The following is a 26,757-nucleotide window of genomic DNA, read 5'->3' as shown; positions in this document are numbered from 1 at the left end:
TAAATATTAAAACTAAATACTAGTCTTAATATAATGAATATGAATGATGAAAGTAGAGCTAAACACAATGATTTTTAATGATAATCAATACCTAATTTCTCAAATAATATCTGATTTCTTTGTGTTGAATCTGAAATTATTTTATTATATGAAACAACTTCCATGTATGTATTGATATTTTTCAATGGAGCAAATAAACCTTCGCCTTCCATCATAGGAGTAAATTCATGCATTTCAATTATTTCGTTTTTTAACTTAGGAGTTAAATCGCAAATAAGGTAAGCAAAAAATCTACAATTAGCTGAAACTATAATAGGCCTTCCTTTAGGATCTAATGCCGTACCATTCCTAATTGTTCTAATGTAATTCTTTACTTGATCAATTGGATCTTGACTTTCGGAATAGCCTTGTCTCATTGGCCTTTTGAATTCAATGATTACCATAGAATCGTAAGCTGATTGTCTAGTTTTTTCAGAGTAAGCTAATGGTATATCAAAATCCGAAATACTTTTACCAATTAATATATCTGGCCTTCCAGAATCTTTTTTCTTTCCATACGGAATATCAGATGCAATAAAACTATGATAAGATAATCTTTCATCAACTAACCATAAGTTTTGGTTAATTTCTAATAAGTCAGAATCGGAATATCCTTTTGGAAAAATCAAATTATGTATTTCTTCTTCCCAAAAATAAGTACCATCATCTCTTCGCGAAAGTAGCTTTTCAAAAATTTCCAACAAAATTCGTCGATGAACAACATATTCTGATAATTCTGTTTTTGTTATATCAGTTAATGTATTTACAACTTTTTCAAACTTCTCTTGGTATAACTTGATTGTTTCTCCTGTTGCATTTTGATTAGAAATTAAATCCATAGTTCTCTCTATAGATGTAACCTCCTTTTTGGCATCTAACAGAATATCATACTTTGCTTTGGACAAGGCGAGATTCAATTTATTTTTATCATTTACAATTTCAGGAGGGATTTTATCAATAACATCCACGTATTGCAACAAAGGCGCAAAGTGCGGAAAGTTAATTTTGATACTCCCTAACATATCATTCTTTTTCTTTTCTCGAAGATTTAGTAAATAATCTTCATAGTATTTTTCAACTTGTTCAGAAGCAGTGCTTTCTATTTCTTCAATACTAATATCATGAATGGAATCCTTACGTTTTACATTAGAAGGCAGGTTAAATTTTGTACGTTCAGCATTAGAATAACTATTAAGATAATCACTTGACACTAAAGCTATAATAACAAATTTTTCACCACTTTTATTCTCTATAAGGGACCCTAGCAAATTTGGAATATATTCATTTAGATTAGTAACAGTTACAACTCTTTCGTCTGCACTCAACCAAATAGCATGATTAAATTTACCATCATTATTCTTAACCTTTAATAATGCAATGGTAAAATTAGCTTTTCCTAAGGTAAAAGAATCTGCATCTTTATCAATTAAAAACTCATTTTGGAACCTATCATTAATGTTGATTTTCGTTGTATTGTTGTTTCTTGTATCTATAACTATAATCTTTGGGCATAGTGGTGATATCAACTTCATTACCAAATGTTCAATTATCCTATCACAAACATTTTCAATGGTCCTAGGAAAACTATTTATATATTCTTTCCTTAACTTAGTAAGCTTTACAACAGTTAAAATAGAGGCGCTATCATTTGGAATATTGTTTTCATTCACTATAGCTTCTTTATTATTTACGAAATCAAATTGTCTATTATAAATTAAATTATCCTTTTTATATACACTATATATTGAAGCATAATTAAAAACTTTAAGCCAAGTAAATCTACCAACACCTTTACCACCACGATTTAGCTTATAGGTTGAATCTGCACTTAAAAATGAGTTGTAATTTAATTCGTTAAACCCAGCTCCATTATCAGTTATAATAATATCTTCAAATGGTAAAAAAGTCTCTCTCCCATCTTCAAATAAATCTTTAGCTCTATGCAATTCAATTATTATCTCACCTTCCTTTTGGTTTGCCTCCTCTATACTCTGTAATGAATTGTTTATTGCTTCAAATAATGCCATAATCCCATTCTTTTCCGCAAGCTTTGTGTTGTTAACTTTTCCAACAACATCAGCATTCATTTTGGCCATAAGTTTTTTTAATCAATTTGGTTACTCAACTTAATTTAAAAATTCAATATAATTGAAACATTTTTAAGCTCTAATATCCGCTATACCTTCAAATAAGTTGAAAAATTATATTCTAAAAACTACTTAAATATATTCAAAATCATAACTCATCCAAAGTCTTATACTTATACTGTAAGAACTGCTGATGATGAAAGCTTTCAGCTTTTTAAAAATTCCGAGCAGTTGCTGTTTTTCCAGAAGGTTCAGGTTGCCGCTTACAATACGGGGTACTTTGCGGAGTTGCCCTAGTGAAGCAAACAAAGCTGCTTTGGCTCGATTGTTAATGGTTAAGTACACACTATGGCACGGAAGTTACTTCCGTGACTACTTAAAAAAGGCACGGAAGTAACTCACGCACCATATAAGGCCATATAAGCGGCAATCTCCGCTCCGGCGTTAAAGGTTTGTACCTATCTGTGGGTGGCTTCTCCACAGAAGCCCGCTACCAAGCCGAGCGTACCAATATCCCGCTCACCCTCATCAACTTGACCATACTTGTCCAAATCATAATCCAGCACTACGACAAATCTGACTCCGAAATCTTCGCCTTAATTTCGCTGAAAAAATTTAATAGCTGGTTTAAATTATCCTTATTCCTTTAGCATAAAATATAGTTTGGCTTAAAGATTTTATATATGAATAAAACCCGTACCCGAAGGTACTCAGTTAAATGTCTGCCGAAATTCCAAGGGCGACATGTTGGTTTTTTTCTTAAAAAGCGTACTGAACGATTGGGCATGTTCAAAGCCCAGGGCATAAGCTATTTCGCTGACCGATAAGTTGGTAGTGGATAGCCTTTCTTTTGCTTTCTGAATCAGTTTCTCGTGAATGTGTTGTTGGGTATTTTGCCCGGTATGTACCCGCAGCATATCGCTCAGGTAATTGGGCGAAAGATTCATGCGTTCGGCTATATACTGCACGGTTAACAGACCTTGTTCGGCGGTGTCGTTGGCAGTAAAGTACTGGTTAATTAATTGCTCAAATTTGGTAAGGAGCTGGTGGTTGTTGTTTTTACGGGTAATAAACTGGCGCTCGTAAAAACGGTTAGAATAGTTGAGCAACAAATCAATCTGCGATAAAATAATTTCTTGGGTGTGCCGGTCGATGTGTGCACATTCTTTGTTAATCTTATTTAAGATGGTAATCAGGTCGTCCTCTTCTTCCTCGGAAAGGTGCAGGGCCTCGTTTACGGCGTAAGAGAAAAAGCCATATTGATGAATGGTGCTGGCCAAAGTATGTTTCAGCAAAAAATCTGGATGAAAAATAAGCAGGTAGCCCGATCCGCATTCCATATTCTGCAAATCCAAAGATTGTACCTGGTTAGGCGCCGTAAAGCTTAATACGCCTTTATCGTAATCATAGTGTTGCTGCCCGTATTTTATCTTTCCTTTTGCTTCCCGTTTAAGTGCCACGCAGTAAAACCGGTTTACAAAGCCTTGCCACACCTCATCTTCCAGGAAAATGCTTTCATTCAGATTAATTACACTTACCAGCGGGTGCCGGGGTGCCGGCAAAGACAATAACCGGTGGAATTCCGATACAGATTTAATGGCGTTCATAAAACAAATTAAACAATAAGTAACGTAAAACGGCTACACTATAAAAATGCAGCCGTTATAATATATTAGTCAATCAGCCCCATGCTGAATTCATCGTAGGGTTTACCGGTATCGGTACCTAGCGGCACAATACTTTCTAATTTAGTTAAATCGGCTTCGGTAAGTTGGATAGTGGTAGCCGCTATGTTTTCCGCTACATATTTCCGGCGTTTGGTGCCCGGAATGGGAACAATGCCTTTGCTTATTACCCAAGCCAAAGCCAACTGCGAGGAGGTAACATTTTTTTCGGCCGCCATGGCCTCTATGGCTTTAACCAACTCCAGATTTTTGTAGAAGTGCTCTTCCTGAAAGCGGGGAATTGACCGGCGGAAATCGTTATCCGGTAAATCATTGATGCTCCGGATTTGCCCCGATAAAAACCCGCGACCCAGTGGCGAGTAAGCCACAAAGCCTATACCCAGGTCCTGTAGGGTTTGCAAAACACCGCGTTCTTCTACGGTGCGCTCAAATAAAGAATATTCGCTTTGCACTGCCGTAACCGGGTGCACCGCATGGGCTCTTTTTACCGTTTCGGAAGATACCTCTGATAAGCCGATATAACCTACTTTTCCTTCTTTTACCAAATCGCTCATGGCTTGAACCGTTTCCTCAATGGGTGTAGTTTTATCGAGGCGATGCATGTAATATAAGTCAATATAATCGGTGTTGAGGTTTTTGAGAGAACGCTCCAAAGCTTTTTTTACATAGCTTTTTTTACCGTTTATAGCCCAGGTTATTCTATTGTTATCATCTATCTCCCAACCAAATTTGGTAGCAATAAGGTATTTGTTCCGGTTGCCTTTAATTGCTTTGGCAATAAGCTGCTCGTTTTTTAATGGACCATACAGGTCGGCGGTGTCCAGAAAGTTGCCGCCTAATTCCAAAGATCGGTGAATAGTGGCAATGGCTTCCTGCTCATCTGCTTCGCCATACGTGTTAGCTTCTTCAAAGCCGGTCATACCCATACAACCTAAACCAATAACCGGAACCGACAAACCCTGACTTCCTAATTTTATTTTCTTTATTTCCATAGTAGTAATTTTATAATTCAAAATTACTTAACCTGGTAAAGCTGCCTGTATGCAAAACCCGGTAACTTGTGTTCAAATCGGGGATTGACGAATAGATAGCCTATTGTGCTTAAAAGATTTTCTGGTCAATGTAAAAAAGCTAATATCCATCAACCTGAATATCCTTCCTATGTAAAGAGACACAAGTATCAAGATGTTGGATGTTAGACTTTTCTTAATTTACTAATTTTAATATCAGTAGCTTATTACAACAATCCAGTCATTCAGTATATTAAATTAATTTTGTTCAGTTAGTTTAAAGTGTGTGTATCAGATAAATAAAAACGTGTTTTACCAAAATGTAAAACCCGAACTATTAAACTAACTCATCCAAAGCCTTATTTTTATTTGGTAAAAACTTCTGATGAAGATAGTTTTTCAATTTTTTAAAATAGGGAGCAGTTGCTGTTTTTCGAGTAGGTCCAGGTTACCGCTCACAATGCGGAGTAAGGGTATAGAGGTTAACCAGGCTGCTTTGCTGCGGTTGTTAATAGAAAGTTTTCCGCTAAATAATTAAAAAACAAAAGCTTGCCAGGTTAAACCTAACAAGCTTCTGCATTAGTCCAGTGATGATAGAAATTTTTAAATTTTAAGAAAATCTATTATTCCATTTAGTAATCCAAAATATCCCGGAACATTATTTAGAATCTTCTCCGTCGTAATTACTCCATTGCGCTACCCCTTTTGGTTCGGCACTGGTAATTTCGGCGCTTTTGGTTTTGCTTAATTCTTTGTTTAGTTTTTCCGTTAACTTCATTTCTTTTTCAATGCCTTTCTCCCGATTCTGCAATCCTGTTGTTTCTTTCACGTGCGCCAGCGGGTCTGCTATATAATCCCAGGGTTTACCGGTTTTCGGCATTTCACCTTCGTTCCAGGGGCCGCGGGCACTTTCGCCTTGCGACAAGTTAAAGTACTGGTTGGTAAAACGCGGATCCGCTTGTAATACGCCGGGCGGGTAGTTTGGTTTAATGGTTCCTAAAGCCGCCTGAAACATTTCAAAATGGGCTACTTCCCGGGTCATTAAAAAAGAAAGGGTTTCTTTTACGTAAGGGTCATCGGTAAATTGCATTAAATACTCATACACCAGCTTGGCCCTCGATTCGGAAGCAATATTAGAGCGCAAATCAACGGTTAAGTCGCCGTTAGAATGAATATAGGAAGCGCACCACGGAATGCCCTGGCTGTTGGTGAGGCGGGGTCCACCGGCGCTAAGAGTGCCAAATTGCGGGTTAGTCAAAGCCTGATGAATGATATTTTCTTTGGCTGCTTTCCCGTTCATTACTTCCATAATTTCAGATTGGTCGGCGGCATCTTTTAACTCGCCGTTTACGCCTTTCAGCAGCATCTGGATAGTTGCCCCTACAATTTCCAAATGGCTAAATTCTTCCGTTGCAATATCCATCAGCATATCATATTTATCCGGATAAGGCATTTTAGCTGCAAAAGCCTGGGTAAAATATTGCATGGCTGCTGCCAGCTCGCCGTTTTCACCGCCGAATTGTTCCAGCAATAATGTTGCAAACCGAGGGTCTGGCTTAGATACACGGGCATTAAATTGTAAGTCTTTTACGTGATGAAACATAGCTTATTCGTTTAGATTTCTGTTATGCGCAAACGGGCACTTACATAAATGGTTCGGTAATTTTGGTTACCACCTTACACTCAACTAAATAAATATTAAAGACCGGATTTAATAACAGCACGTGAGTTCGGGATAAGAAAACAATCCTAAAAAGTAAGCTCACCTTCTTTATATCTGTCCTTTTGGAAGAATTAGGCAGAAAATTCGACAGTTTTATTTTTTGCTAATACAGGACAAGTATTTTTTTATTGTTTAGTGCTTCTATCGAACTCATGTTAACCATCCTCCAACACCACTACAATTATAGTTCCGTTACCTGCGCCTACACGCTTCTGAAAAGATTTATTGGATTAGGAAAAAATGGCTTAGATCAATCCATCGCCATCTATTTTTAAAAAACTACAATTATAAAAACTCATCTATGGATTTATCTTTATTCGGTACAAACTGGTGTTGATGGAAGTTTTCGAGTTTTTTTAAAATTCGGAGCAACTGCTGTTTTTCCAATAAGTCCAGATTGCCGCTCACAATGCGCGAAACTTTGCGGAGTTGACCCAGGGAAGCGAACAATGCCGCTTTTCCGCGGTCGTTAATGGTGAGGTACACTTTTCTTTTATCGGCTTCGTGGCGGGTTTCGTTTACCCAGTCTTGCCTGATCAGGCGTTTAATAATTTCGGTACCCGATGGAATATCCTGAATGTTTTTATGAATTAAGGTAGATTTAATCATGCTGCCGCCGTCGAGTAAGTGCATGAGGTAGCCAAAATCGTCCAATGATACAAACTCGGTGTGCTGCAATGCTTTTTTGGTGTAATACTTGGCGTACCGGTTCAGGGATGTCAAGTAACGGGCGATTTCCCCATCCAATGCTTCGGCTGGGGTGCTGGCGGGCATGGTTTCTTTTTCCTGGATCAACCGCTCACCCAGCCACTTTTGAAATTCAGGTAAATTCACTTGCCCCGGACCTTGCTCCTGCTCGTAACGAGCCAGCCAGGGTAAAAGCTCTTGTAGTAACTGGTAATTGGTAGCCGACATATAGATAGGCTTGGTAAAATTTTAAAAAATTAAACTATAATAAAGTAGTTTTCACTAAGACTTATGCAAAAGGAAGGTTGTGAAGACACAACCTACGGCAGCAGGTCTTTAAATTTGACTATTTAGACATAACACATGGCAGCAGCCGTGGTCAGTGTCTTCACTGACTACTTTTAAGTAAGCTCCGTTGGGAATGCTTTTACTACTATTTAAATCCGAATTACTTATTGTTAGTTAAATAAACAACCAGTAACAAAACAGCCCCAATTTCTAATACTTAATTTAAATTTTTTGCTTTAATCTTCAGCTTAAAAACAAGTTCGGGAGTATTATGTTATAATAATGTTTTACTATTATAACATAAAATGAAGCGCTTTTTACTTTTACTTACCTGGTTGTTACCGGTAGTTTCTTTTGCTCAAACCGGCATTATAACCGGAACAGTGCGCGATGTAAACACCCAGGAAGCATTAATTGGGGTTACCGTGCAACTGCCCAACTCCCAACTGGGCACAGTTACCAACGAAAACGGCACGTACCGCCTCGAAAACATTCCGTTGGGTAGCTACACGGTGCAAACCTCTTATGTTGGTTACCAGCCGCAAAGCAAGTTTAACATTAATGTTACCTCGGGCAATAGCCAGATTGTAAATTTTGAATTAGCGCCAGCGGCCAACAATTTGCAGGAAGTAGAAATTACCACCAACCGTAGGCAAAGTGCCGCCGTGGCCGATTTAATCACCCCGCTGTCGGTGCAAAGTTTAAGCCTGGAAGAAATTAGAAGTAACCCGGGCGGCAATTTTGATATATCTAAAGTAGTGCAGGTTTTACCCGGGGTAGCCAGCAACGGCGCGGGTGGCGGCAGTCGCAACGATATTATTATCCGGGGTGGGGCTCCCAGCGAAAACGTGTATTACCTCGATGGCATCGAAATTCCGTTAATTAACCATTTTACCACGCAGGGAAGCGCGGGCGGGGCCACCGGTATTTTAAATGTATCGTTTATCGAAGACTTAAAAGTTAGTTCGTCGGCTTTTGATGCCCGCTACGATAATGCGCTATCGTCGGTGTTTCAGTTCCGGCAACGCTACGGCAACCCCGACCGCTTTTCGGGTAACATCCGCTTGAGCGGTTCTGAATTCTCAACAACTTTCGAAGGGCCCATATCATCTCGCACTACTTATCTGGTTTCGGCCCGACGCTCCTACCTGCAATTTTTGTTTAAGCTCCTTGATTTACCCATCCGACCGAATTACTGGGATTTTCAGTACAAAGTAGATCATAAGATTAATGATAAAACCTCGCTTTCTTTTATAGGTGTGGGCGCCATTGATGAATTTTCGTTTGGCATCCCCCGCAACAGCACTCCCGAAAACGAATACATTTTACGGTCTATCCCTTTAAACAATCAATGGAATTACACCACTGGGGTGGCATTAAAAAGATTAGTAAACGACGGCTACATTAATTTGGCGTTGAGCCGGAATGCTTTTAACATTGACCTGGAAAAGTTTACTGACGCTCAAAATGACAACCCGGCGCTGCGTACTTTAAAATCAAACTCCCGCGAAACCGAAAACAAACTGCGCCTGGACGTAAATAAATTTCGCAACGGATTTAAATATGCCTACGGCGTGTCTGGGCAATACGTGCAGTTCACCAACGACGTGTTTAACGTAATACGGCCGGAATTAATAAACGAAGAAGGTACGGTGGTGCAACCCGGCTTAACCGTGAACTACAACACTAATCTCGACTTTTTCCGGTACGGTGCATTTGGGCAAGTTTCTAAATCTTTTTTTAATAATAAACTAGGTTTGTCCTTCGGTGTTCGCTCCGATTTAAATTCTTTTACCCAGGACGGCCAGAATCCCATAAAAACATTATCGCCACGCGGCGCTATTTCGTTTGCCGTATCCGATAAATGGACGATTAACGCTTCGTCAGGGATTTATTACAAACTGCCCACCTACACAGTTTTGGGTTACCAGCAAGACGGGCAATATCTGAATAAAGCCGCCGATTACATTAAATCTACGCACTACGTTGTAGGAACTGAGTTTTTACCCCGCCTAGATTTGCGGTTTACTTTAGAAGGATTTTATAAAAGATACAGCAACTACCCGGTCTCTATCCGCGACGGCATTTCACTGGCCAACCAAGGCGGTGATTTTGGCTCCATTGGCAACGAACCCATAGTTACCAACGGCAAAGGCCGAGCCTACGGGTTGGAGTTTTACCTCCAGAAAAAACTTACCGGTAGTTTATTTTCGGTGCTTTCGTATACCTACGTGGTGAGTGAATTTGCCGGTACCAACGGCCAGTACGTTTCCAGTTCCTGGGATTACCGCCATTTAATTTCGGGATTGCTGGGTAAGAAACTACCCCGTAATTGGGAACTCGGTGCCAAATACCGCTTTGCGGGTGGCGCTCCTACCACTCCTTTTGATTTGGAAGCTTCGCAGCGCAATTACGGTTCTTTGGGCGTAGGCATCCTGGATTATTCCCGCTTAAATTCCGATCGTTTGCGGCCCTTTAGTCAGTTTGACATCCGGGTAGATAAAAAGTGGAACTTCAATAAATTTACATTCGACCTGTTCCTGGATATTGCCAATGTACTGGGTAGCAAAACGCCAGGCTACGATCGCTACACGTTCCAGCGCAACGCCGATAATACCGGCTTCGCCACCACCAACGGCAACTTACTAAGCGACGATGGCAGCAACGCTATACCACTAATTTTGAATAACGATGATGGTAATTTAGTACCGACACTGGGCTTTATTGTAGAGTTTTGATTGGGGTAGCAAGTAGCAGGTATAAAGTAATAAGAAGTTGATATTAAGATTTAAGTTGAGGATTTAAGTAGGGAGTACTTTTATTGTTGATGTTTTTAGAATATAAAAAGAGAAAGCTCCCCTCCTAAGATTAGGAGGGGCAGGGTTGGTTGACTTTTCCTACTTGAAGCCAGTCCCCGTTTCCAGACTACGGTGCTAACTTGCTTGAAAAGTATTCAGTATGCCACCTGCGTTGGTATCGGAACGCTAAAAGGTCCTCAACAGCCAAACTGGTATCAGTAATATTAATATATTATAACTAAACACCAAACTGGCGCGAGCGTCTTCGCTCGTGTCTACTATGTGGTAGGCCTCTGGCGGGGCAAACAAATAAGCTTTGACTATTATTAGTAATGAGAGTAAGTTCCTCCCGGCCAGAGGCCGGACGATAAGCATCACGAGCGAGGACGCTCGCGATATTAAATATTAAACTTTAATAATGCTTTATAAAATGAAAAACTAGTACAAATATGGCGCGGAGGTTACTTCCGTGACTTTCTGAATAGATAGAAAACTGTGTCTTGCATCGGCATATTTGCACAATTCAGTTTGACTAAAACTCTATTCATCAGAAATTAAATAAATGCTCTAACCACCTTAACTATGAAAAACATAAAAACTTTAGCTATTCTGAATTTTATATTTTTTCTGGTACACTTACTACCCACGCAGCTCACCCAATTTAAGTTGCTGAATAACCAAACCATTGGCGATGTATCAAATAAATACCCGGCCCTGTTTACGCCGGCGGGTATTACTTTTTCTATTTGGGGCTTGATTTACCTGGCTTTAACTGCTTTTTGTATTTACCACATAGTAAAGGCTTTTAAAGCTGATGCTACGCACGAAGCTAACCAGGATGTGAGCCGTTTAGGTTACTGGTTTATTTTAAATAATCTGGCAACCGGCGCCTGGACTTTTGCCTGGGTTTACGAACAGTTAACCTTATCGGTAGTTTTAATCTTTATTCAATTAATTACGCTAATCGCCATGCACATCCGGTTACAGATTTACAATCCGGCCCGGTCTACGGCTTCCCGGTGGTTTACGCAATTTCCGTTGAGCATTTATTTCGGCTGGATTTGTATTGCTACTGTAGCTAATGCCAGTTCCGTTCTGGCGGCTTCTGGCTGGAACGGCTTTGGTTTAGCAGCCGGTTTCTGGACTATTTTTATGCTGGGAGTAGCTACTGTGTTAACGCTGTTTCTGGTTTTAAAGCGGCGTAATCCGTTTGTAGGATTAGTAAGTATTTGGGCCTTTTACGGCATTAATTTAAAGCATCAGGAATTAAAATTAGCGGTAAGTCCCGAAATAATTTTAGCTTCTTGGCTTGGATTGGGGTTGATAACCTTGGCCGTTCTTTATCAAATTTATCGGAATAGTCAAATTCGTTCGAGGCCGGTACAAGCCTAAAATTCTGACGTTTTTAATAAGTAAACCAGAACAAAATTTACTAATCACAATGTCCTTACCTTAATTATACTTGTAAATTCTGAGTTATATTTTAAGATGATTTAGGCAGTTAATGGCCTCATTCCCACCTGATTTCCCCTCTTATTTACTAAATGCTTTTTTAGGTGTTAAATATTCATTTTTTAAGCGCGCATGCAACCCTTACCTGGCTAGTAGTACTCATATAAATGAGCAGCAAAACCTATACCGCTCCGGGTTTAAACCGTCTATTTTTGTTGGATAAAATTCAAATACGAATTCTATCCAACCTAAAGTAAATAAAAGCCGCGGCTAGCAGGGCTACAACGGCGCTTAAAATTATGAAAAAGGCAGTCTTTTTTTTGGTATGCTTCTTCGGTCTGTTCACTACTCAGGCCCAAGACATTATTTTTAAAACTTCCGGCGATCAGCTCCACGCGAAAGTTACCCAAGTTAATGAATCTGATATTTTTTACACTACTTCTGATTCTCTGCAAAGCCTTACTTTGTCTTTGCCCAAAACCGAAGTATTTATGATTCAGTACGCCAATGGCACCACCGAACTGATTAAAATAGAAGTACCTCTGGATACCTTAGGCTTACCCGTAAAATCGGCGGAAGAACTTTACGCGCAGGGCCGCCGCGATGCGCGTCTTACCTACAAAGGCAAAGGAGTGTTCTGGGGATCGGCGGCGGCCGGAGCTACATCTCTGTTTACGGGCGGTACTACCCTTGCCATTCCGGTAGCCATGGCGGTAACCCCTCCTAGTCGGGTTGCGTTGCGGGTACCCGATCAGCGATTAGCGCAAAACCGCGATTACATGAATGGCTACCGCAAGCAAGCCCATTGGCGGAAAGTAGGCAAAGCCGCCGCCGGTACCGGAACGGGTATTTTAGCCAGTGCTGCCTTAGTAGTAGCCGTTGTGCTGATCGTATTTTTATAATTTCCTAATTAAATGCCAATTGCTTTAGGTCTAGCCAATTAAAATCTAATTTATTTACTTTTTTAAAACGTCTATCGGTTCGCTCGGCCAGAGGTCTGCCACATAATTAACACGAACGAGAAGACGCTCGCGCCTCCAAGAAGCCAATAAAGCTAATTTACTGCTCAATTAGTTTTCAGGTCCTTTTTCCTCCCCTAACACCTTCCGAAGGGGGACTTTTCTCCTGATACTTTAATTTAAAACAGGCTTTAAGGAAGGGATATCCGCTTCTGTCAAATTTCAAATTGCCTAGATTTAGTAAATTTAAAACAGTACTAATCAAAATGAAACAGCAATAGTTGAAAGGAACAACAGCAGCTACTACCAACCATTTCCAGTTTGGCTATTGAGGGCCTTCTTAGGTTCTGGTTCTGCGCAGCAGAATTCCGACGTTAGGAGGAAAGGAAGCTTAGACCCGCCCGAGAGAGCCAAACGAGGTCTGCCTGCCATGAGGCAAACTTAGCCGTTTCAAACAAGTTAACACCGCAGCTTGGAGACTTGAAAAGGTTCCAGGTAAGAATACCTAGGTAGTACTACCCAGATAAATGAGCAACAAAACCTATTCCCTTCTGCCTGGCCCTAAATTACTTTTGCAACAGTAGTCTAAAAAGGTAAAAGCAACAGAATGAATATTTTAACCATAACCTGAAATACACTTGACTGAATAAAGTCATTTTTCTACTTTTGAAACATTGAACTATTCTTAGTATTTTTTAAACATACCTAAGCACTTAATCTCCATCCAAACATGAAAAAAATTTACTTTCTCGCCCTGATTAGCTGCTTCAGTTGGTTCAGCGGCGCGGCCAAACACGTACCCGCCGAAGATGCACAACGGGTAGCCGCTAACTTTTTCTCACAGGTAGCTCCCACTGCTATAAACGGTAAAAGCCAGCAAACTTTAAATCTGGTACACCAGGAAGTATCTAAACAAATCAATTCTAATTCCCGCCAAACGCCCTTTACCTTTTATTATGTATTTGCTTCCCAGCCTACGGGCGGCCTGGTTTTCATTTCCGCCGACGACAATGTAAAGCCGGTGTTAGGTTATACCCGTACGGGTACGTTTAATACAGCCAAAATGCCCACCAACTTAGCTAAATGGCTGGAAGGGTATAAAAACGAAATCCGGTTTGCCGCTAAGCAAAATAACAGCAACGAAAAAACCAAACGCGCCTGGAAAGCTTTACAGGAAGGAACGGCTCCATATGCGCGCACCCACTCTACCTTAGCCGCATCAGTAGATCCGTTAGTTTCAACTACCTGGGATCAATCGCCTTATTACAACGAACTTTGCCCGTACGATAACGATGCGAACGACCGCGCCGTTACGGGTTGCGTGGCTACGGCCATGGCGCAAATTATGCGTTACTGGAAATATCCTGCCCGGGGCAGCGGCTTCCACTCCTACAACCACGAAAAATACGGTACCCTTTCGGCGAACTTCAGTAACACTACTTATGATTGGGATAATATGCCCAATAGTATAAACGGTTCCAACACTGCTATTGCAACACTAATGCGCGACGTGGGGATCAGCGTGGATATGAGTTACGGGGTAGGTTCTACCGGTGGTAGCAGTGCTTACGTTATTTCGGCAGCCAGTCAGGGCGATCATAATTCTGAGTATGCTTTAAAAACGTATTTTGGTTACGAAGACGTTAAAGGTGTACAACGCCGGGATTATTCTGATTCAGAATGGATAAATTTAATGAAAACCGAATTAGATAACGGCCAACCTATTTTGTACGCGGGTTTTGGCAATGGCGGGGGGCATGCCTTTGTGTGCGACGGGTACGACCAGAACGATTTGTTTCACATGAACTGGGGTTGGAGTGGTTACTACGATGGTTTCTTTGCTCTGTCTGCCTTAAACCCCGATGGTCAGGGAACCGGCGGAGGAACGGGTAGTTATAACAGCAACCAGCAAGCCTTAATTGGCATTAAAGCCCCGAATCAAAACCCAAATGAAGAAATTGCCGAACTGGAATTATACGATGATGTCACCATTAGCACTCCGGTAATAAGTTTTGGCCATCCTTTTACAGTACATACCGATATTCACAACAATGGTAAAGGCACTTTTAAAGGAGAGTACGGCGCAGCTGCCTTCGATGAGAATGGTAATTTTATTGATTTTATACAAACCATTGCGGAAGACGGATTAGCACCCGATTATCATTATACAGATGGACTTACTTTTAAAACCGAAGGTATGGTGTCACTGTTGCCTGGAGTGTACGACTTGTATATTTTCCATAAAGCCGAAGGCCAATGGGTACAACTAAAAGGTGGTAATTTCTACTCCGACCACGTTACCCTGGAAGTAATTAACCAGAATAATTTAAATTTATACGAAGAAGTAGCGGTGCAGAAACCCAAGGAAGTGTACCAGGGCAAAAAAATAGCCGTGAGTACCTTTATTCAAAATGTAGGCAAAGCTTCCTTTAACGGAATAGTAGCCCTAAATTTATACGATCTGGAAGGGAATTTTGCTTTTGAAATCGGGCAAAAACAAGTAGATCAATTATGTAAAAATTGTAAAACCGGTGAGGTAGTTTTTACTAATGACAAACTGGACGTAGAGCCCGGCACCTATTTAATGGCCGTGCTTCATTATACAGATACCGATAAATGGCGTATTACTGGTTCCGAAGATTACGTTAACCCAATTCGGGTGGTAGTACAAGCCGCTCCCATTGGCGGGGATAAATACGAAGAAAACAACACCGTAGAAGATGCGGCTCCACTAGCCTTGAATTTTACCGGCAACACGGCCAAGGTAACTACTCCCCAGGCCAATATACACGTGGGTACGGATTACGATTATTACAAAATAACCTTACCGGCCGGCCGTAAATACGAAATCAGCGCCCGGGTAAACGACTCGTACGAGTCTAAAGATGGTAAAACCTACACCAACGATGTGCTGTTTTCGTTATCGGATGACGGAGAAAACTGGACCGATGCTTACGACCAGGAAATGGAAACTGTGGAAGTAGAAGGCGGTAAAACTATTTATGCTTCGGTATCGCCGTACTTTCAGGGTGAAACAGGTACATACGCCCTGGAAATAACCTTAAAACAATCACAAGTTACTGGTACCAAAGATGACTATGAAGAACTGGCCGTTCAGGCGTACCCGAACCCTACATCCGGCGTGCTGCACCTGCACGAAAAGAAAGAATATACCCGCTACGAGCTCACCAACTTAACCGGCAAAGTAATAATGACTGTTCCGAAAGGCACAGCCCAGGTAGATATATCTACGTTACCGAACGGTGTTTACTTGCTCCGTACGCTTTCTAAAACCGGTTACCAGGTACAAAAAATCGTAAAGCAATGAAAATAACGTATTATCTGGCTGCCACTACTTTTCTGGCGGCAGCCTGCCAAAGCCCGAAAGAAAGCATGAAAAACTCTGCCGCTGCTACTACCGGTAACCAACTGGATTTCTCGGCCGGACCGCCAACTATTGTGTACAAAACCAAACAAGATTATACCGACAAAGTAGCCGTTATTTTAACTCTGGACAAAACCGGGATAGCCTCTTACCCGCACCCGCAAGATATTGCGAAGCGGGGCAATAAGGTAAAGCCATTAATGCTAGCTGATGGGTATTTACTCGATAACCAGGGCATTAATCAAAATGTGGCTTTTACCAGCTATACCTTTGAGCAATACGCAGCTTTACCGCAAGCTCCCAGCCTGGAAGAACTAAAAACCCGGATAATTGATAAAGAGCCATTGCAGTATATGTGCCACTGCGGTAACCGCAATCAGTTTACTTCCCTAGAAACTACCCTAAACAGTTTTATTGCGCAAAAATTAGCCCCTTGTAAAACCCTGAATTAAATACAACTTTACTTTTATTCCGTTAAATAATACAAAATAATAAGTTTAGCATTGCTGAAATTATTTTCTTATTCTTTTATAGCCCTGGCTGCGGATTAAATTTTACTAAAATCCGCAGCTAGGGCTTTTTTACTAAATGAGCAAAGTTATTATCGTGCGTTCGAGATGAGAAAAGAACACCTAGGCAAAGGAGTTATTTAACTCCTTTGCCTAGGTGTTCAGGAGGAAGCTATTAAGCTACGTATCCAAAAAGTTTCCGCGTGAATAAACCGATAAATAACATTTCAATACTTCAGGCTACGGCTTAAATATACCGGGTTGGCTTTTTTAATATCAGCTTAGGTAATTAGCAAATTCTACCTGTTATAATTTATATTTAAATCCAGAGAATGGAACCACGCATTGAGTTTATAGCCGAAAAGAAGCTAATTGGTAAGCACCTGCATATGAGCTTTGCCCACAACCGAACTGCCGAACTATGGCGATCTTTTATGCCGCAACGGTACACCATAAAAAATAAAGTAAATTCAGACTTGATTTCCATGCAGGTTTACGATTCGTCCTTAAAAGTCGATTTTAGTAATCCACAAACAGAATTTGAGAAGTGGGCTGCCGTAGAAGTTTCCGGCTGGTCGGAAATACCCGAGGGCATGGAATCTTTTCTTTTACCAGGCGCCCAATACGCCGTTTTTACGTATAAAGGAGCCGCCAGCAACGGCGAAAAATTCTTCCGTTATATTTTCAAAAATTGGCTACCGGCCTCTGACTACTTATTGGATAATAGACCGCATTTCGAAATTTTAGGAGAAAAATACAAAAACGAAGACCCTGATTCGGAAGAAGAAATTTATATACCTATTAAATTAAAAGTTTGATCCGGCTTGATTAATATCAAGTAGGCACATGAGTATTAATTTTTTTAATAGCTGATTCGGCTAATATTTTAGGCTACTAGACACGCTTATTTATTTTTCAACTTTTCATACATTCTAATAAATAGAATTGTATTATTACCTTTCTAAGAAAGGTGCGCAACTCAAAACAGGAATATGAAAAGTATTTGTCTCCTAATAACTCTTATAAGCTTTTTAGAAGCAAAGTGTCAGGTAATAACTGATTCGGTTTTAGTTGAAAACCATTATCGGACATTTCATTTCAACCAACCTAAAACACATACCAAAAATTACAATTTGATATTTGTCTTGCACGGCTCCGGTGGGGATGGAAAAGGCATGATTAAAGCGGCGCAGAGTTTAGAAAATCAATCCGGCAAGCAACCTATTTTCCTGGTATATCCGGATGGTTATAAAAAATACTGGAACGAGTGTCGCAAAGCCGCGACTAGCGCCGCCAACAAGGAAGATATTAACGAGCAAGCCTTTTTTAAGGCCATGCTCCGGTATTTCACGCAAAAATACGGCGTAAACAAAGATCGTTTTTTTGCAATTGGTTTGTCGGGAGGCGGACACATGGCTTATAAACTGGCCCTGACCATGCCGGATAAATGTAAAGGTATTAGTGCTTTTGTGGCGAATTTACCCGACCCACCTAATTTAGATTGTATAGAAACTAAAAAACCAGTTGCCGTGATGATTAGCAACGGCACCCAAGACCCTATTAATCCTTACCTGGGTGGCCCAATGGTCGTAAACGGCAGTTCCTTTGGCAGCGTGCGGTCTAGTAACAACTCTTTTCATTATTTTGCCGATTTAGCTGGTTATCAGGGTAAACCCAAAATAGAAAATGTACCCGACAAAATTCCCAGTAATAAACAAACCATTACCCGCTACACCTACAAAGAAAAAAATAAGCCTGAAGTAATGCTTTTAGAAGTAAAAGGCGGCGAACATAATTTTCCGGAAGACATAGACGGTTTTACTGAATCCTGGCAATTCTTTTCCCGGCAAATAAAAGCTAATTAGTAAATCTAATTCTTTCAGAGAAGTTATTTCAGAACTGGCTTTTGTACCTGGTTCATGGAGTTTTATGCACGCAACTTGTTACAAGTAAGCCGAACCCTTTTCTTTAACTAAGTAAAGCTATACCAATATCAAGCTATTAGATGTAGTATAAGAACCTGTTTCGTATTTATAAAAAAAGTAAATAATTTGGGTTAAGGTGGCGTCGTGATCCCCTTATAGGAGCTGCCAACGAACTAATGGTTGCGGAAATTAACCGATAATGAATAAACTTATAAAAGGCTAAAATATCTTCTAAGTAATGGAAGGTTAATACCTTTTTATACCCATAGTAAGCAGTTTTGCTATAGCAAACATTGATGTTGTTCTTTGGAGCCGGTTCCCGTCTCCAGTCGGCGGTGCTAACTTGTTTGACGCTTCAAGTTTGCCTCATGGCCGGCGGGCCTCGTTTGGCTCTTCCGCACTAGCTAGACTTCCTTTCCTCGACTCCGTCTGAGGAATGCTTCGCATCGGAAGCCTAGCAGGTGCTCCACAGCCAAACTGCTGTCATTATTCTTAGCTACTGTTTTTACTTTTTTAATAGTATGAGATTGTATTAAACCGAATTTATCAACATTTTCTGAGCGGTGAAGTAGAACCAGGGAGTTTCTTTCCGTTAATTCTTAAAATTAGTAGCAGCCTATAAAAACCATTTTCCTCCTCCTTCATTATACCAGATGGGGAAGAAAAGCAGTAGCTAAGAGCAACAGACACCAGTTTGGCTATGGAGGGCCTTTTAGCGTTCTGGTGCTGCAAAGCAGCATGGCGCCGTGCAACGAGCCAAGGTTCGCTAAACTGCCCGAGAGAGCCAAACGAGGCACGCCGGCCACGAGGCAAACTTAACCGGTTCAAACAAGTTAGCACCGCCGCCTGGAGACTTGAAAAGGCTCCACAGAAAACGCTTACTAGCAAGCAAATCTATAGTAACTTTTTGATACGATTTGTAATACTAAAATATCAATAGCTTATAAAGTAAATTAGTTTTACTTAATTGCCTTTTAAATAATTACTTGAGCAACATCAATTTAAAGTAAATCCCCATCTCCTATAATATATCTTCTGGAGAAAACTATTCTGCTACGTAACTCAATATATTCCTCCTGATTAAAAGAATTATTTAACTCGTTTTCACTAAATTCTTAACTCTTAAAACAGCTCCAATTCAGCAACATTTTTTAATTACCTCTATCTTTCAATAGAATAAGAAGAAATTATTCATGCTGATATTATAACTATATATTTATTAAAAGCCAATTACTTATCTTTAACTTTATCCATCGAATTTAAATTTAAAAACTCGCTGATAGTTGCTTTATACAGGATACAACAGGATTGATAATTTTACTTTTCTAATTAATATGCTCTTTTAAATCGGTGCACCTGTATAGTATTTTACCAGGTGAATCAGCCATAATATAAATTCATGAAAATTACCTATCAACCAAATAAATGAGAAGACTAAAGTTATCTTCCACCCTTAGTTGTATCCTGTTTGCGTGCCTTACCTTACCCTCTCCTACCGTTTTGGCGCAAAATAAACCCCAAACCAATGTAGAAGCCCCCAATTCAGCCTTTGAGCTCAAAGATGGAGACCGGGTAGTCTTTATAGGAAACTCCTTGTTTGAGAATGACTTGCAGTACGGCTACTTGGAGTTGGCCCTTACCACCCGGTGGCTCAACCGCAATGTTACTTATCGCAACATCGGATGGACCGGCGATACGGTTTGGGGCGAGGCTCGCAGCTATATCACCAACCCACCGACACCCTATGATCTGATGATGGATCAACTGACTAAAGCCCAGCCTACGGTGGTGTTTATTGCCTATGGGGGAATTGAGGCCCAGGAAGGCGAAGCCGGCCTTTCTCACTTTCAGGAGGGTTTAAACAAACTACTAGACAAAATTGAGCAGCTTGGAGCAAAGGCTATTCTTCTATCGCCTATTCCGGTACTATCGGCCTTAGCTCCGGAGGAATTGGCAAGTCGCAATGCCATGCTGGAAAAATATGGATCTGCCATTGCTAAAACGGCTGCCGAGCGAAACAAGCGGTATATCGATGTTTTTAAACCGCTGCTAGCCCGGAACAAGGAAGTTGCCTTATCCGACAACGGCATTCATCTGAATGAAAGCGGCTATTACTATCTGGCGGCTGAAGTCGAAAATGGATTGGGTTTAACCTCCCGCCAGGAATCGATTACTATTGATGCTGCCAAACACACTGCTACAGCCACGAGTGCGGCTAAAATTCTGGATTCGGGTAATAAGGAGGCATTGAAATTTACCGTGGAGGAAAGAATACTACCGCTTCCGTTGCCCCACCAGTCAGAGAAAGTAGCAGAAGAAGCACGAGTAGTAAAGATAACCGGTCTGAAAAAAGGCATTTACACCTTAACTGCCGACGACTCCCAGGTAATCACCGCCTCGGCCAATAAGTGGAAAGAGGGGGTGGTTATCCGGCAAGGGGCTTCCTTCAGTCAGGCGGAAGAATTACGCGAAAAGATCATTAAGAAAAATGATTTGTTTTTTCAACAGTACCGGCCCCTGAACAAGACCTATATTCTGGGTTTCCGCTCTTATGAGCAAGGCCGCCATGTAAAAACCTTAGATGATTTAAGTTATATTATTACCTGGCTGGAAGGACAAATTGCCTTAAACCGCGCGCCCAAGTCAAAGGTGTATCAACTTACCTTGGTAAAGTAGCATGAAAAAGATAAATGTAAATAAAGATATCACCATTTCCGGATTCTCTGGTTTCCTAAAAAAATCAATGGGCAGCAAACGTTTCTTATTAGCAGGTTGGCCTTTAAAAATTTTGGGTGGGCTTTTAACCATCCCGGCCATAGTTCTGGTAACGGCTATGGCAACCGAGGAAAAAGACAAAGATTATCCGGATCCGAAGGAAGAACTGGAGTCGTTTCAATTGGCCGATGGTTTTGAGGTAAGCCTGTTTGCCGCCGAGCCCATGGTTGCCAAGCCTATTCAGATGAACTGGGATGCCGATGGCAGATTGTGGGTGGTAAGTAGCAAAGCCTATCCGCACCTGAAAACCGGGGAAGAAGCTAACGATAAAATATATGTGCTGGAAGATACGGATGGTGATGGCAAGGCTGATAAATCTACTATTTTTGCCGAAGGCTTATTTACTCCCACCGGCATTCTACCGGGCGATGGCGGCTGCTACGTAGCTAATTCCACCGAGTTGCTGCATTTTGCCGATACGAACGGGGATGGTAAAGCCGACAAAAAACGCAAGGTTTTAACCGGTTTTGGAACGGCCGATGCCCACCACCTGATCCATACCTTCCGCTGGGGACCGGAAGGAACACTTTATTTCAACCAGTCCATTTATATCTACAGCCACGTAGAAACTCCAGCGGGAATTAAACGGCTCGAAGGCGGTGGTGTGTGGCAACTGCGACCGAAAGACTTGAATCTGGATATATATGCCAAAGGTTTGATCAATCCTTGGGGGCTTCAGTTTGACCGCTGGGGGCAGACTTTCCTGACGGATGGTGCCGGTAATGAAGGTATTAATTATGCTTTTCCCGGAGCAACTTTTGTAACCAGTCCGGGTGCCGAACGAATTATCCGCGGCCTGAACCCGGGCCAACCCAAACATTGCGGGTTGGATGTTATCTCCGGACGACACTTACCCGAATCCTGGCTAGGAAGTGTCATTACCAATGATTTTCGGGCTAACCGGATCAACCGCTTTCGGTTAGAAGAACAAGGCAGCGGCTATGCTTCCAAGCAGGTAGAGGATTTGTTATGGACTGATCATGTGGCTTTCCGGCCGGTAGATATCTCGGTAGGTCCGGATGGCGCTATTTATGTAGCCGACTGGTACAATCCCATCATTCAGCACGGAGAAGTAGATTTCCATGATCCGCGCCGGGATCAGCAGCATGGCCGTATCTGGCGCATTGTGGCTAAAAACCGACCTCTGGTCAAGAAACCACAATTAACCAAAGCCTCAGTGCAGGAACTATTAGAAGCTTTGAAGTTACCCGAGGATTGGACCCGCGCCCAAGCCAAGCAGGTACTAAAGGACCGCGGAGCAGAAAATGTAATTCTGGAATTAAAAAAATGGGTGGATGGCCTGGACAAAAATAATACTGATTACGAACACCAGTTGCTCGAAGCTTTATGGGTTTACCAATCGCTGGATGTAGTAAACGAGCCATTGCTGCTGCGTTTAATAAACGCAGAAAGCCACCAGGCCCGGGCAGCCGGCCTCAGAGCCCTTCAACTCTGGCATAATAAAGTGGCCAATGTACCCGCCCTGCTGGCTAAATCAGTTGCTGATAATCATCCGCTGGTACGCTTGGAAGCTGTTATTGCTTTACGGAAAACCCAAACGGCAGAAGCCGCAAAAACAGCTTTATCGGTTTTAGACAAACCTATGGACGAGTTCCTGGATTATGCTTTGTGGCAGACCACCCGCGAGCTTGAACCTGTTTGGGTGAAACGATTAAAGACGGAACCAGATTTCTTCGGCGATGCCCGCAAAACGTCCTTTGCCCTTAAATCAGTAAACAATCAGGAGGCTGTTACACAGCTGGTTCAGCTTTACCAAAAAAACCAGGTACCCGAAGAGTACTCCAAAGATGTGCTTAATTCCATTGCCAAGCGGGGACAAGCTGCCGACCTGAATGTACTTTTTAATATGGCAGTAGAAGGCCAGGCCAAGCAAGAGAAAGGAGTTGCAGCCCAACTCGCGACTTTAGTGGATGCGGCCCGCCAGCGGGGAGTAAAGCCAGACAAAAACCTGAACCGTATAGCCAGTTTTATTAGTAGTAAAGATGAACCTACCGCCATTAATGCTCTGCAACTGGTAGGTTACTGGCGCCTGCAGGAAATGACCAGTCGGTTGACCAGTTTAATCCAGAAGGGAGATAAAGACATTAAAAGAGCCGCCTTGGGCGCTATTGCTACCTGGGGCGATACTAAAGCTGAAAAGTTATTAATGGACTTGGCTAGTGGTAAAAACCCCATGGAATTACGGCTGTTAGCTACTGCCCAATTGGCTCAGGTGAATGTAACGGAAGCAGCCCGCCTGGCAGTAGACTTGCTGCGGATTATGCCAGAGCAGACCGATGTTTCTGAGCTTTTCCAGGCCTTTATTGCCAATAAGCAAGGCGCTCAGGTGCTTGCCGGGACTCTGAAGGCTAAAAAGATTCCGGTAAATATGGCAAAGGCTGCCCGGTTGGCTGTACAACGACAGGTGCCCTGGCACCGGCAAAAAAGCGAAGACATTGTATTGTTGCAACAAGCCCTCGAAGCCTGGGGTGGGGTGCTTCCTGTGGAACGAATGCCCCAACAGCTTAACAGTCAGGAAATCCAGGGTCTGGCTATCCAGATTAACCGGGGCGCTGATCCCATTAAAGGAGAAGCCATATTCCGTAAAAGCAATTGCGTGACCTGCCATGCCATTGGCGGAGCCGGAGGTTTGATCGGTCCTGACTTGAGCAGCCTAGGAACCAGTTCACCGGTCGAAACTATAATTAATTCCATTCTCTACCCCACCAAATCAATTAAAGAAGGCTACGAACTGCAACGGGTAGTAAAAAAAGATGGCAGTGAGATGATGGGCTACCTGGTAAGTAACGGGGCATCGGAAGTAGTGATGCGGGATGTTACCGGCATGAGTGTGCCCGTAGCCAAAAGCCAAATCGACAAAATAGAGAAGATACCCGGATCGCTTATGCCAGCCGGCCTGACTGCTGGTCTGGAAAAAGAAGAATTTATGAACCTGGTGGGTTTTCTATCAAAGCTAGGCGAATCAGGTAAATTTCGGGTGCCTACCGACAGGTACGTGCGGCGATGGGAAACTGTGCCGGGCAATGCAGACCTGGCCCAAAAGATTAGTGATGCAGGGGTAGGTGGTATTTTAAAAGCAAATGCAAAAACGCCTTTTAAACCCGCTTATAGCACCGTGTCTGGTCACCTGCCTATTGAGGAGCTTCCGGTAATTAAAGGAAAATCTAACCAACAATATAGTTTTGTTAAGTTTGGGGTAGAAGTGCTGAGCAAAGGAAATGTGGACTTGGCTATTAACTCCACTACCGGTATCACCGCTTGGGTTGACCAAAAACCAATTAAACTGGCCGACCAGGGTGTGGTGGTTGACCTTCCTCAAGGAGTTCACCATATTACATTGGCTATTGATAGGGGTGTACGCCAGAAAGGCCCTTTGAGTGTACACTTACAGGATGCTAAAAATTCTCCTGCGCAAACCAGGTTGGTTATGGGGCAATAAAAAAATTCTAACACTAACAATTAATAAGAGAAGCCGGCCGGTAAACGCCGGCTTCTCTTGTTTTACCCTGAAAAGTGCCTTTCTCTTAAATTCCTTCGCAATCGGCTTTAAATAGATAAACCTGAATTTTCTTCTGTTATCTTTCTAATTAAAATTTAGTAAAAACCTCTTCAATTTTCTTGGTTCTTTGTCTGCTGAAAGCTAATAATTCAATGGCCTCGCTAGTTGCTATTTATTTGATTGAACTCTTTTTAGGTGCAACCAGTAATTTTCGGAAAAGCAATCAGTTCTAGTGTCTTATTGGAAAATTCTGGATGCTGACCTTCAAAAATTGAAGATGCTCGTAAAAAAAAGTAAATCCATCCATACTCCCTCTAAATTAACCTGACACAATCTCCTGTACGACTAGCAATTAAGCAGTACTACCTATAAAAATGAGCAATGGAGCTTATTTCCTGCGGGTAGTGGGTGGTAGTACCTTTGTCTTGTTCTTCCAGTGCATCATTCAAGAGAAACTAAATACTTAACTATAAAAACAGAACGATTAATCATCCATCCTTAACCCTAAAATGAAAATGAAAAAGATTACTCAAGTAGCCGCTGTTGTTTTACTTACCGTTTCCATGTCGAGCTGTGCTACCTTGTTCGGGGGCAAAGTAACCGCTTACCAGAAAACCCGTCCTGCCGCCGGTGAACCGCAACGCGAGATCCGGATCGGTGCCCTTGTAGCCGATGTGCTCTTATTCTGGCCCAGCTTAGCCGTCGATTTTGCCACCGGTGCTATTTACAAACCCCAGGAGAAAACCAGTACCAACTTGAACTCTAACTCTAGCTCGAACTCAAACACCAACTCCAGCACTAAAGCTACCACCAGCACCAAGGAGGAGACGAACACGAAAGCCAGCAACTAAGCCTTTGGGTTTTCTGAACCTACTAGAACGGAGCCGTAAGTCCGCTCTCTTTTAAGTACCTGCTGCTTCCTTGTTCTTTCTTCCTAAACCCTAACTCAGTTAAACTCTCCTAAACCTACTTCTAAACTAACTCTATGAAAACCTTTTGTACTTTCTTATGCTTCTTCTTAGCTACTACTTTGTTTTGCTCGGCGCAGGTGCTGCTGGGCGAAGGATCCAAGCAGATCTTTGCTAGTCCTCAGTTAGCCACCGCTATCAAGCAACACCAAACCGTAGCTATTCTGCCTTTTGAAGCCAAGATCACCTACCGCAAACAACCCAAGAACTTTAGTGCCGAAGCCCACCAGGAGCAAGAAGCCACATTAGCCCAGAACATTCAAAGCAGCATGTACACTTACCTGTTACGCAAAGCCAAATCCTACTCGGTTACTTTCCAGGACGTGGAGAAAACCAACATCTTACTCCAGAAAGCGGGCATGTACGGCAAGTTAAAGGAGTTTACTAGAGATGAGATTGCCAAAGCCTTGGGCGTAGATGCGGTAATCAGCGGTAAGTTCGATATGGAGCAGACGCGCTCGGATGGCGCGGCTTTGGCCACGGCGGTGGTGTTCGGCGGCTATGCCGGCAAGACGGGTTCGGGTTCGCTGACCATGACCATCAACAACGGGCAGGATGGGGAGCTGCTGTGGCGCTTTTTTAAGACCATGGACGATGACTTTACTTCTTCTACCGACGACATGGTTGAGCGCATGATGCGCAAAGTCTCCCGTAATTTCCCGTATGCCCTTTAACTCTGAATGCAAGTAAATACCTGAGAAACATAAGCTTCGTATTTACTTTTTTATACCAACTTTTCTGTACGTTTACCAATTAATCCAATCCAATAAACCCAACCGCAAACTCACCGGCCAGCAGGCTTGGTGAGTTTTGGTCTATAGTTGAATCAATAACTGGTTAATGAAATTCCAGTAAATAAATTTACTAAAAAGTGTTAACCTCAACCTTCATCCGGAAACTAATCGCAAAAGAGTAATCATCGAAATCGCACCGTTGTGTAGATTTAT

Annotated in this window: 17 protein-coding genes; 11 read left to right on the top strand and 6 right to left on the bottom strand. The window is 42.0% G+C overall.

Translation table 11 applies throughout. The features are described from left to right. Nucleotides 1-74 precede the first annotated feature (74 nt). From HUW48_RS08505 to HUW48_RS08480, 6 genes are all read right to left on the bottom strand, one after another. The gene (locus HUW48_RS08505; RefSeq protein WP_182415272.1) at nucleotides 75-2,135 is read right to left on the bottom strand and encodes a hypothetical protein; all 2,061 of its coding nucleotides are present in this window, start codon (nucleotides 2,133-2,135) and stop codon (nucleotides 75-77) included. A gap of 123 nt (nucleotides 2,136-2,258) precedes the next feature. Continuing rightward, the gene (locus tag HUW48_RS08500; protein ID WP_182415271.1) at nucleotides 2,259-2,471 is read right to left on the bottom strand and encodes a hypothetical protein; all 213 of its coding nucleotides are present in this window, start codon (nucleotides 2,469-2,471) and stop codon (nucleotides 2,259-2,261) included. 365 nt (nucleotides 2,472-2,836) lie between these two features. Continuing rightward, on the bottom strand, nucleotides 2,837-3,733 hold the full coding sequence (locus tag HUW48_RS08495; RefSeq protein WP_182415270.1) for a helix-turn-helix domain-containing protein: 897 nt from the start codon (nucleotides 3,731-3,733) through the stop codon (nucleotides 2,837-2,839). A 65-nt stretch (nucleotides 3,734-3,798) separates the two neighbouring features. Next, complete coding sequence (locus tag HUW48_RS08490) at nucleotides 3,799-4,803, bottom strand: aldo/keto reductase (RefSeq protein ID WP_182415269.1); 1,005 nt, start codon at nucleotides 4,801-4,803, stop codon at nucleotides 3,799-3,801. A 676-nt stretch (nucleotides 4,804-5,479) separates the two neighbouring features. Next, nucleotides 5,480-6,424 carry a manganese catalase family protein gene (locus HUW48_RS08485; RefSeq protein WP_182415268.1) on the bottom strand — a complete coding sequence of 315 codons (945 nt, stop codon included), beginning with the start codon at nucleotides 6,422-6,424 and terminating at the stop codon, nucleotides 5,480-5,482. Nucleotides 6,425-6,829: 405 nt separating this feature from the next. Next, nucleotides 6,830-7,459 (bottom strand): MarR family winged helix-turn-helix transcriptional regulator, encoded by a 630-nt coding sequence (locus HUW48_RS08480; RefSeq protein WP_182415267.1) that lies wholly within the window; start codon nucleotides 7,457-7,459, stop codon nucleotides 6,830-6,832. Between the two features lie 365 nt (nucleotides 7,460-7,824). Here HUW48_RS08480 and HUW48_RS08475 point away from each other — a divergent pair, with 365 nt between their 5' ends. The 11 genes from HUW48_RS08475 (at nucleotide 7,825) to HUW48_RS08425 (ending at nucleotide 26,484) form a co-directional block, all read left to right on the top strand. Beyond that, entirely contained in the window at nucleotides 7,825-10,257 is a 2,433-nt protein-coding gene (locus HUW48_RS08475) for a TonB-dependent receptor (protein ID WP_182415266.1), read from the top strand. A gap of 642 nt (nucleotides 10,258-10,899) precedes the next feature. After that, nucleotides 10,900-11,709 carry a hypothetical protein gene (locus HUW48_RS08470; protein ID WP_182415265.1) on the top strand — a complete coding sequence of 270 codons (810 nt, stop codon included), beginning with the start codon at nucleotides 10,900-10,902 and terminating at the stop codon, nucleotides 11,707-11,709. A 359-nt stretch (nucleotides 11,710-12,068) separates the two neighbouring features. After that, nucleotides 12,069-12,671, top strand: a complete 603-nt coding sequence (locus tag HUW48_RS08465) for a hypothetical protein (protein ID WP_182415264.1) — start codon at nucleotides 12,069-12,071, stop codon at nucleotides 12,669-12,671. A gap of 787 nt (nucleotides 12,672-13,458) precedes the next feature. Then, on the top strand, nucleotides 13,459-16,056 hold the full coding sequence (locus tag HUW48_RS08460; protein ID WP_182415263.1) for a thiol protease/hemagglutinin PrtT: 2,598 nt from the start codon (nucleotides 13,459-13,461) through the stop codon (nucleotides 16,054-16,056). Further along, the gene (locus HUW48_RS08455) at nucleotides 16,053-16,565 is read left to right on the top strand and encodes a hypothetical protein (RefSeq protein WP_182415262.1); all 513 of its coding nucleotides are present in this window, start codon (nucleotides 16,053-16,055) and stop codon (nucleotides 16,563-16,565) included. Before HUW48_RS08460 ends, HUW48_RS08455 begins: the two co-directional genes overlap by 4 nt. A gap of 389 nt (nucleotides 16,566-16,954) precedes the next feature. Beyond that, nucleotides 16,955-17,440, top strand: coding sequence for a GyrI-like domain-containing protein (locus HUW48_RS08450; RefSeq protein ID WP_182415261.1), 486 nt, complete (start codon nucleotides 16,955-16,957; stop codon nucleotides 17,438-17,440). 174 nt (nucleotides 17,441-17,614) lie between these two features. Next, nucleotides 17,615-18,487 (top strand): alpha/beta hydrolase family esterase, encoded by an 873-nt coding sequence (locus HUW48_RS08445; protein ID WP_182415260.1) that lies wholly within the window; start codon nucleotides 17,615-17,617, stop codon nucleotides 18,485-18,487. Between the two features lie 1,485 nt (nucleotides 18,488-19,972). Continuing rightward, entirely contained in the window at nucleotides 19,973-21,223 is a 1,251-nt protein-coding gene (locus tag HUW48_RS08440; protein WP_182415259.1) for a GDSL-type esterase/lipase family protein, read from the top strand. A gap of 1 nt (nucleotide 21,224) precedes the next feature. Beyond that, nucleotides 21,225-24,782, top strand: coding sequence for a PVC-type heme-binding CxxCH protein (locus tag HUW48_RS08435; RefSeq protein WP_317173780.1), 3,558 nt, complete (start codon nucleotides 21,225-21,227; stop codon nucleotides 24,780-24,782). A gap of 575 nt (nucleotides 24,783-25,357) precedes the next feature. Then, nucleotides 25,358-25,693, top strand: a complete 336-nt coding sequence (locus HUW48_RS08430) for a hypothetical protein (RefSeq protein WP_182415258.1) — start codon at nucleotides 25,358-25,360, stop codon at nucleotides 25,691-25,693. 134 nt (nucleotides 25,694-25,827) lie between these two features. Beyond that, the gene (locus HUW48_RS08425; protein ID WP_182415023.1) at nucleotides 25,828-26,484 is read left to right on the top strand and encodes a hypothetical protein; all 657 of its coding nucleotides are present in this window, start codon (nucleotides 25,828-25,830) and stop codon (nucleotides 26,482-26,484) included. Nucleotides 26,485-26,757: the final 273 nt, after the last annotated feature.

Origin of the sequence: Adhaeribacter radiodurans, from assembly GCF_014075995.1 — a bacterium.
Classification (GTDB): Bacteria; Bacteroidota; Bacteroidia; order Cytophagales; family Hymenobacteraceae; genus Adhaeribacter; species Adhaeribacter radiodurans.
The sequence above is the reverse complement of the archived record's forward strand: the minus strand, read 5'-3'. Positions and strand labels throughout refer to the sequence as shown.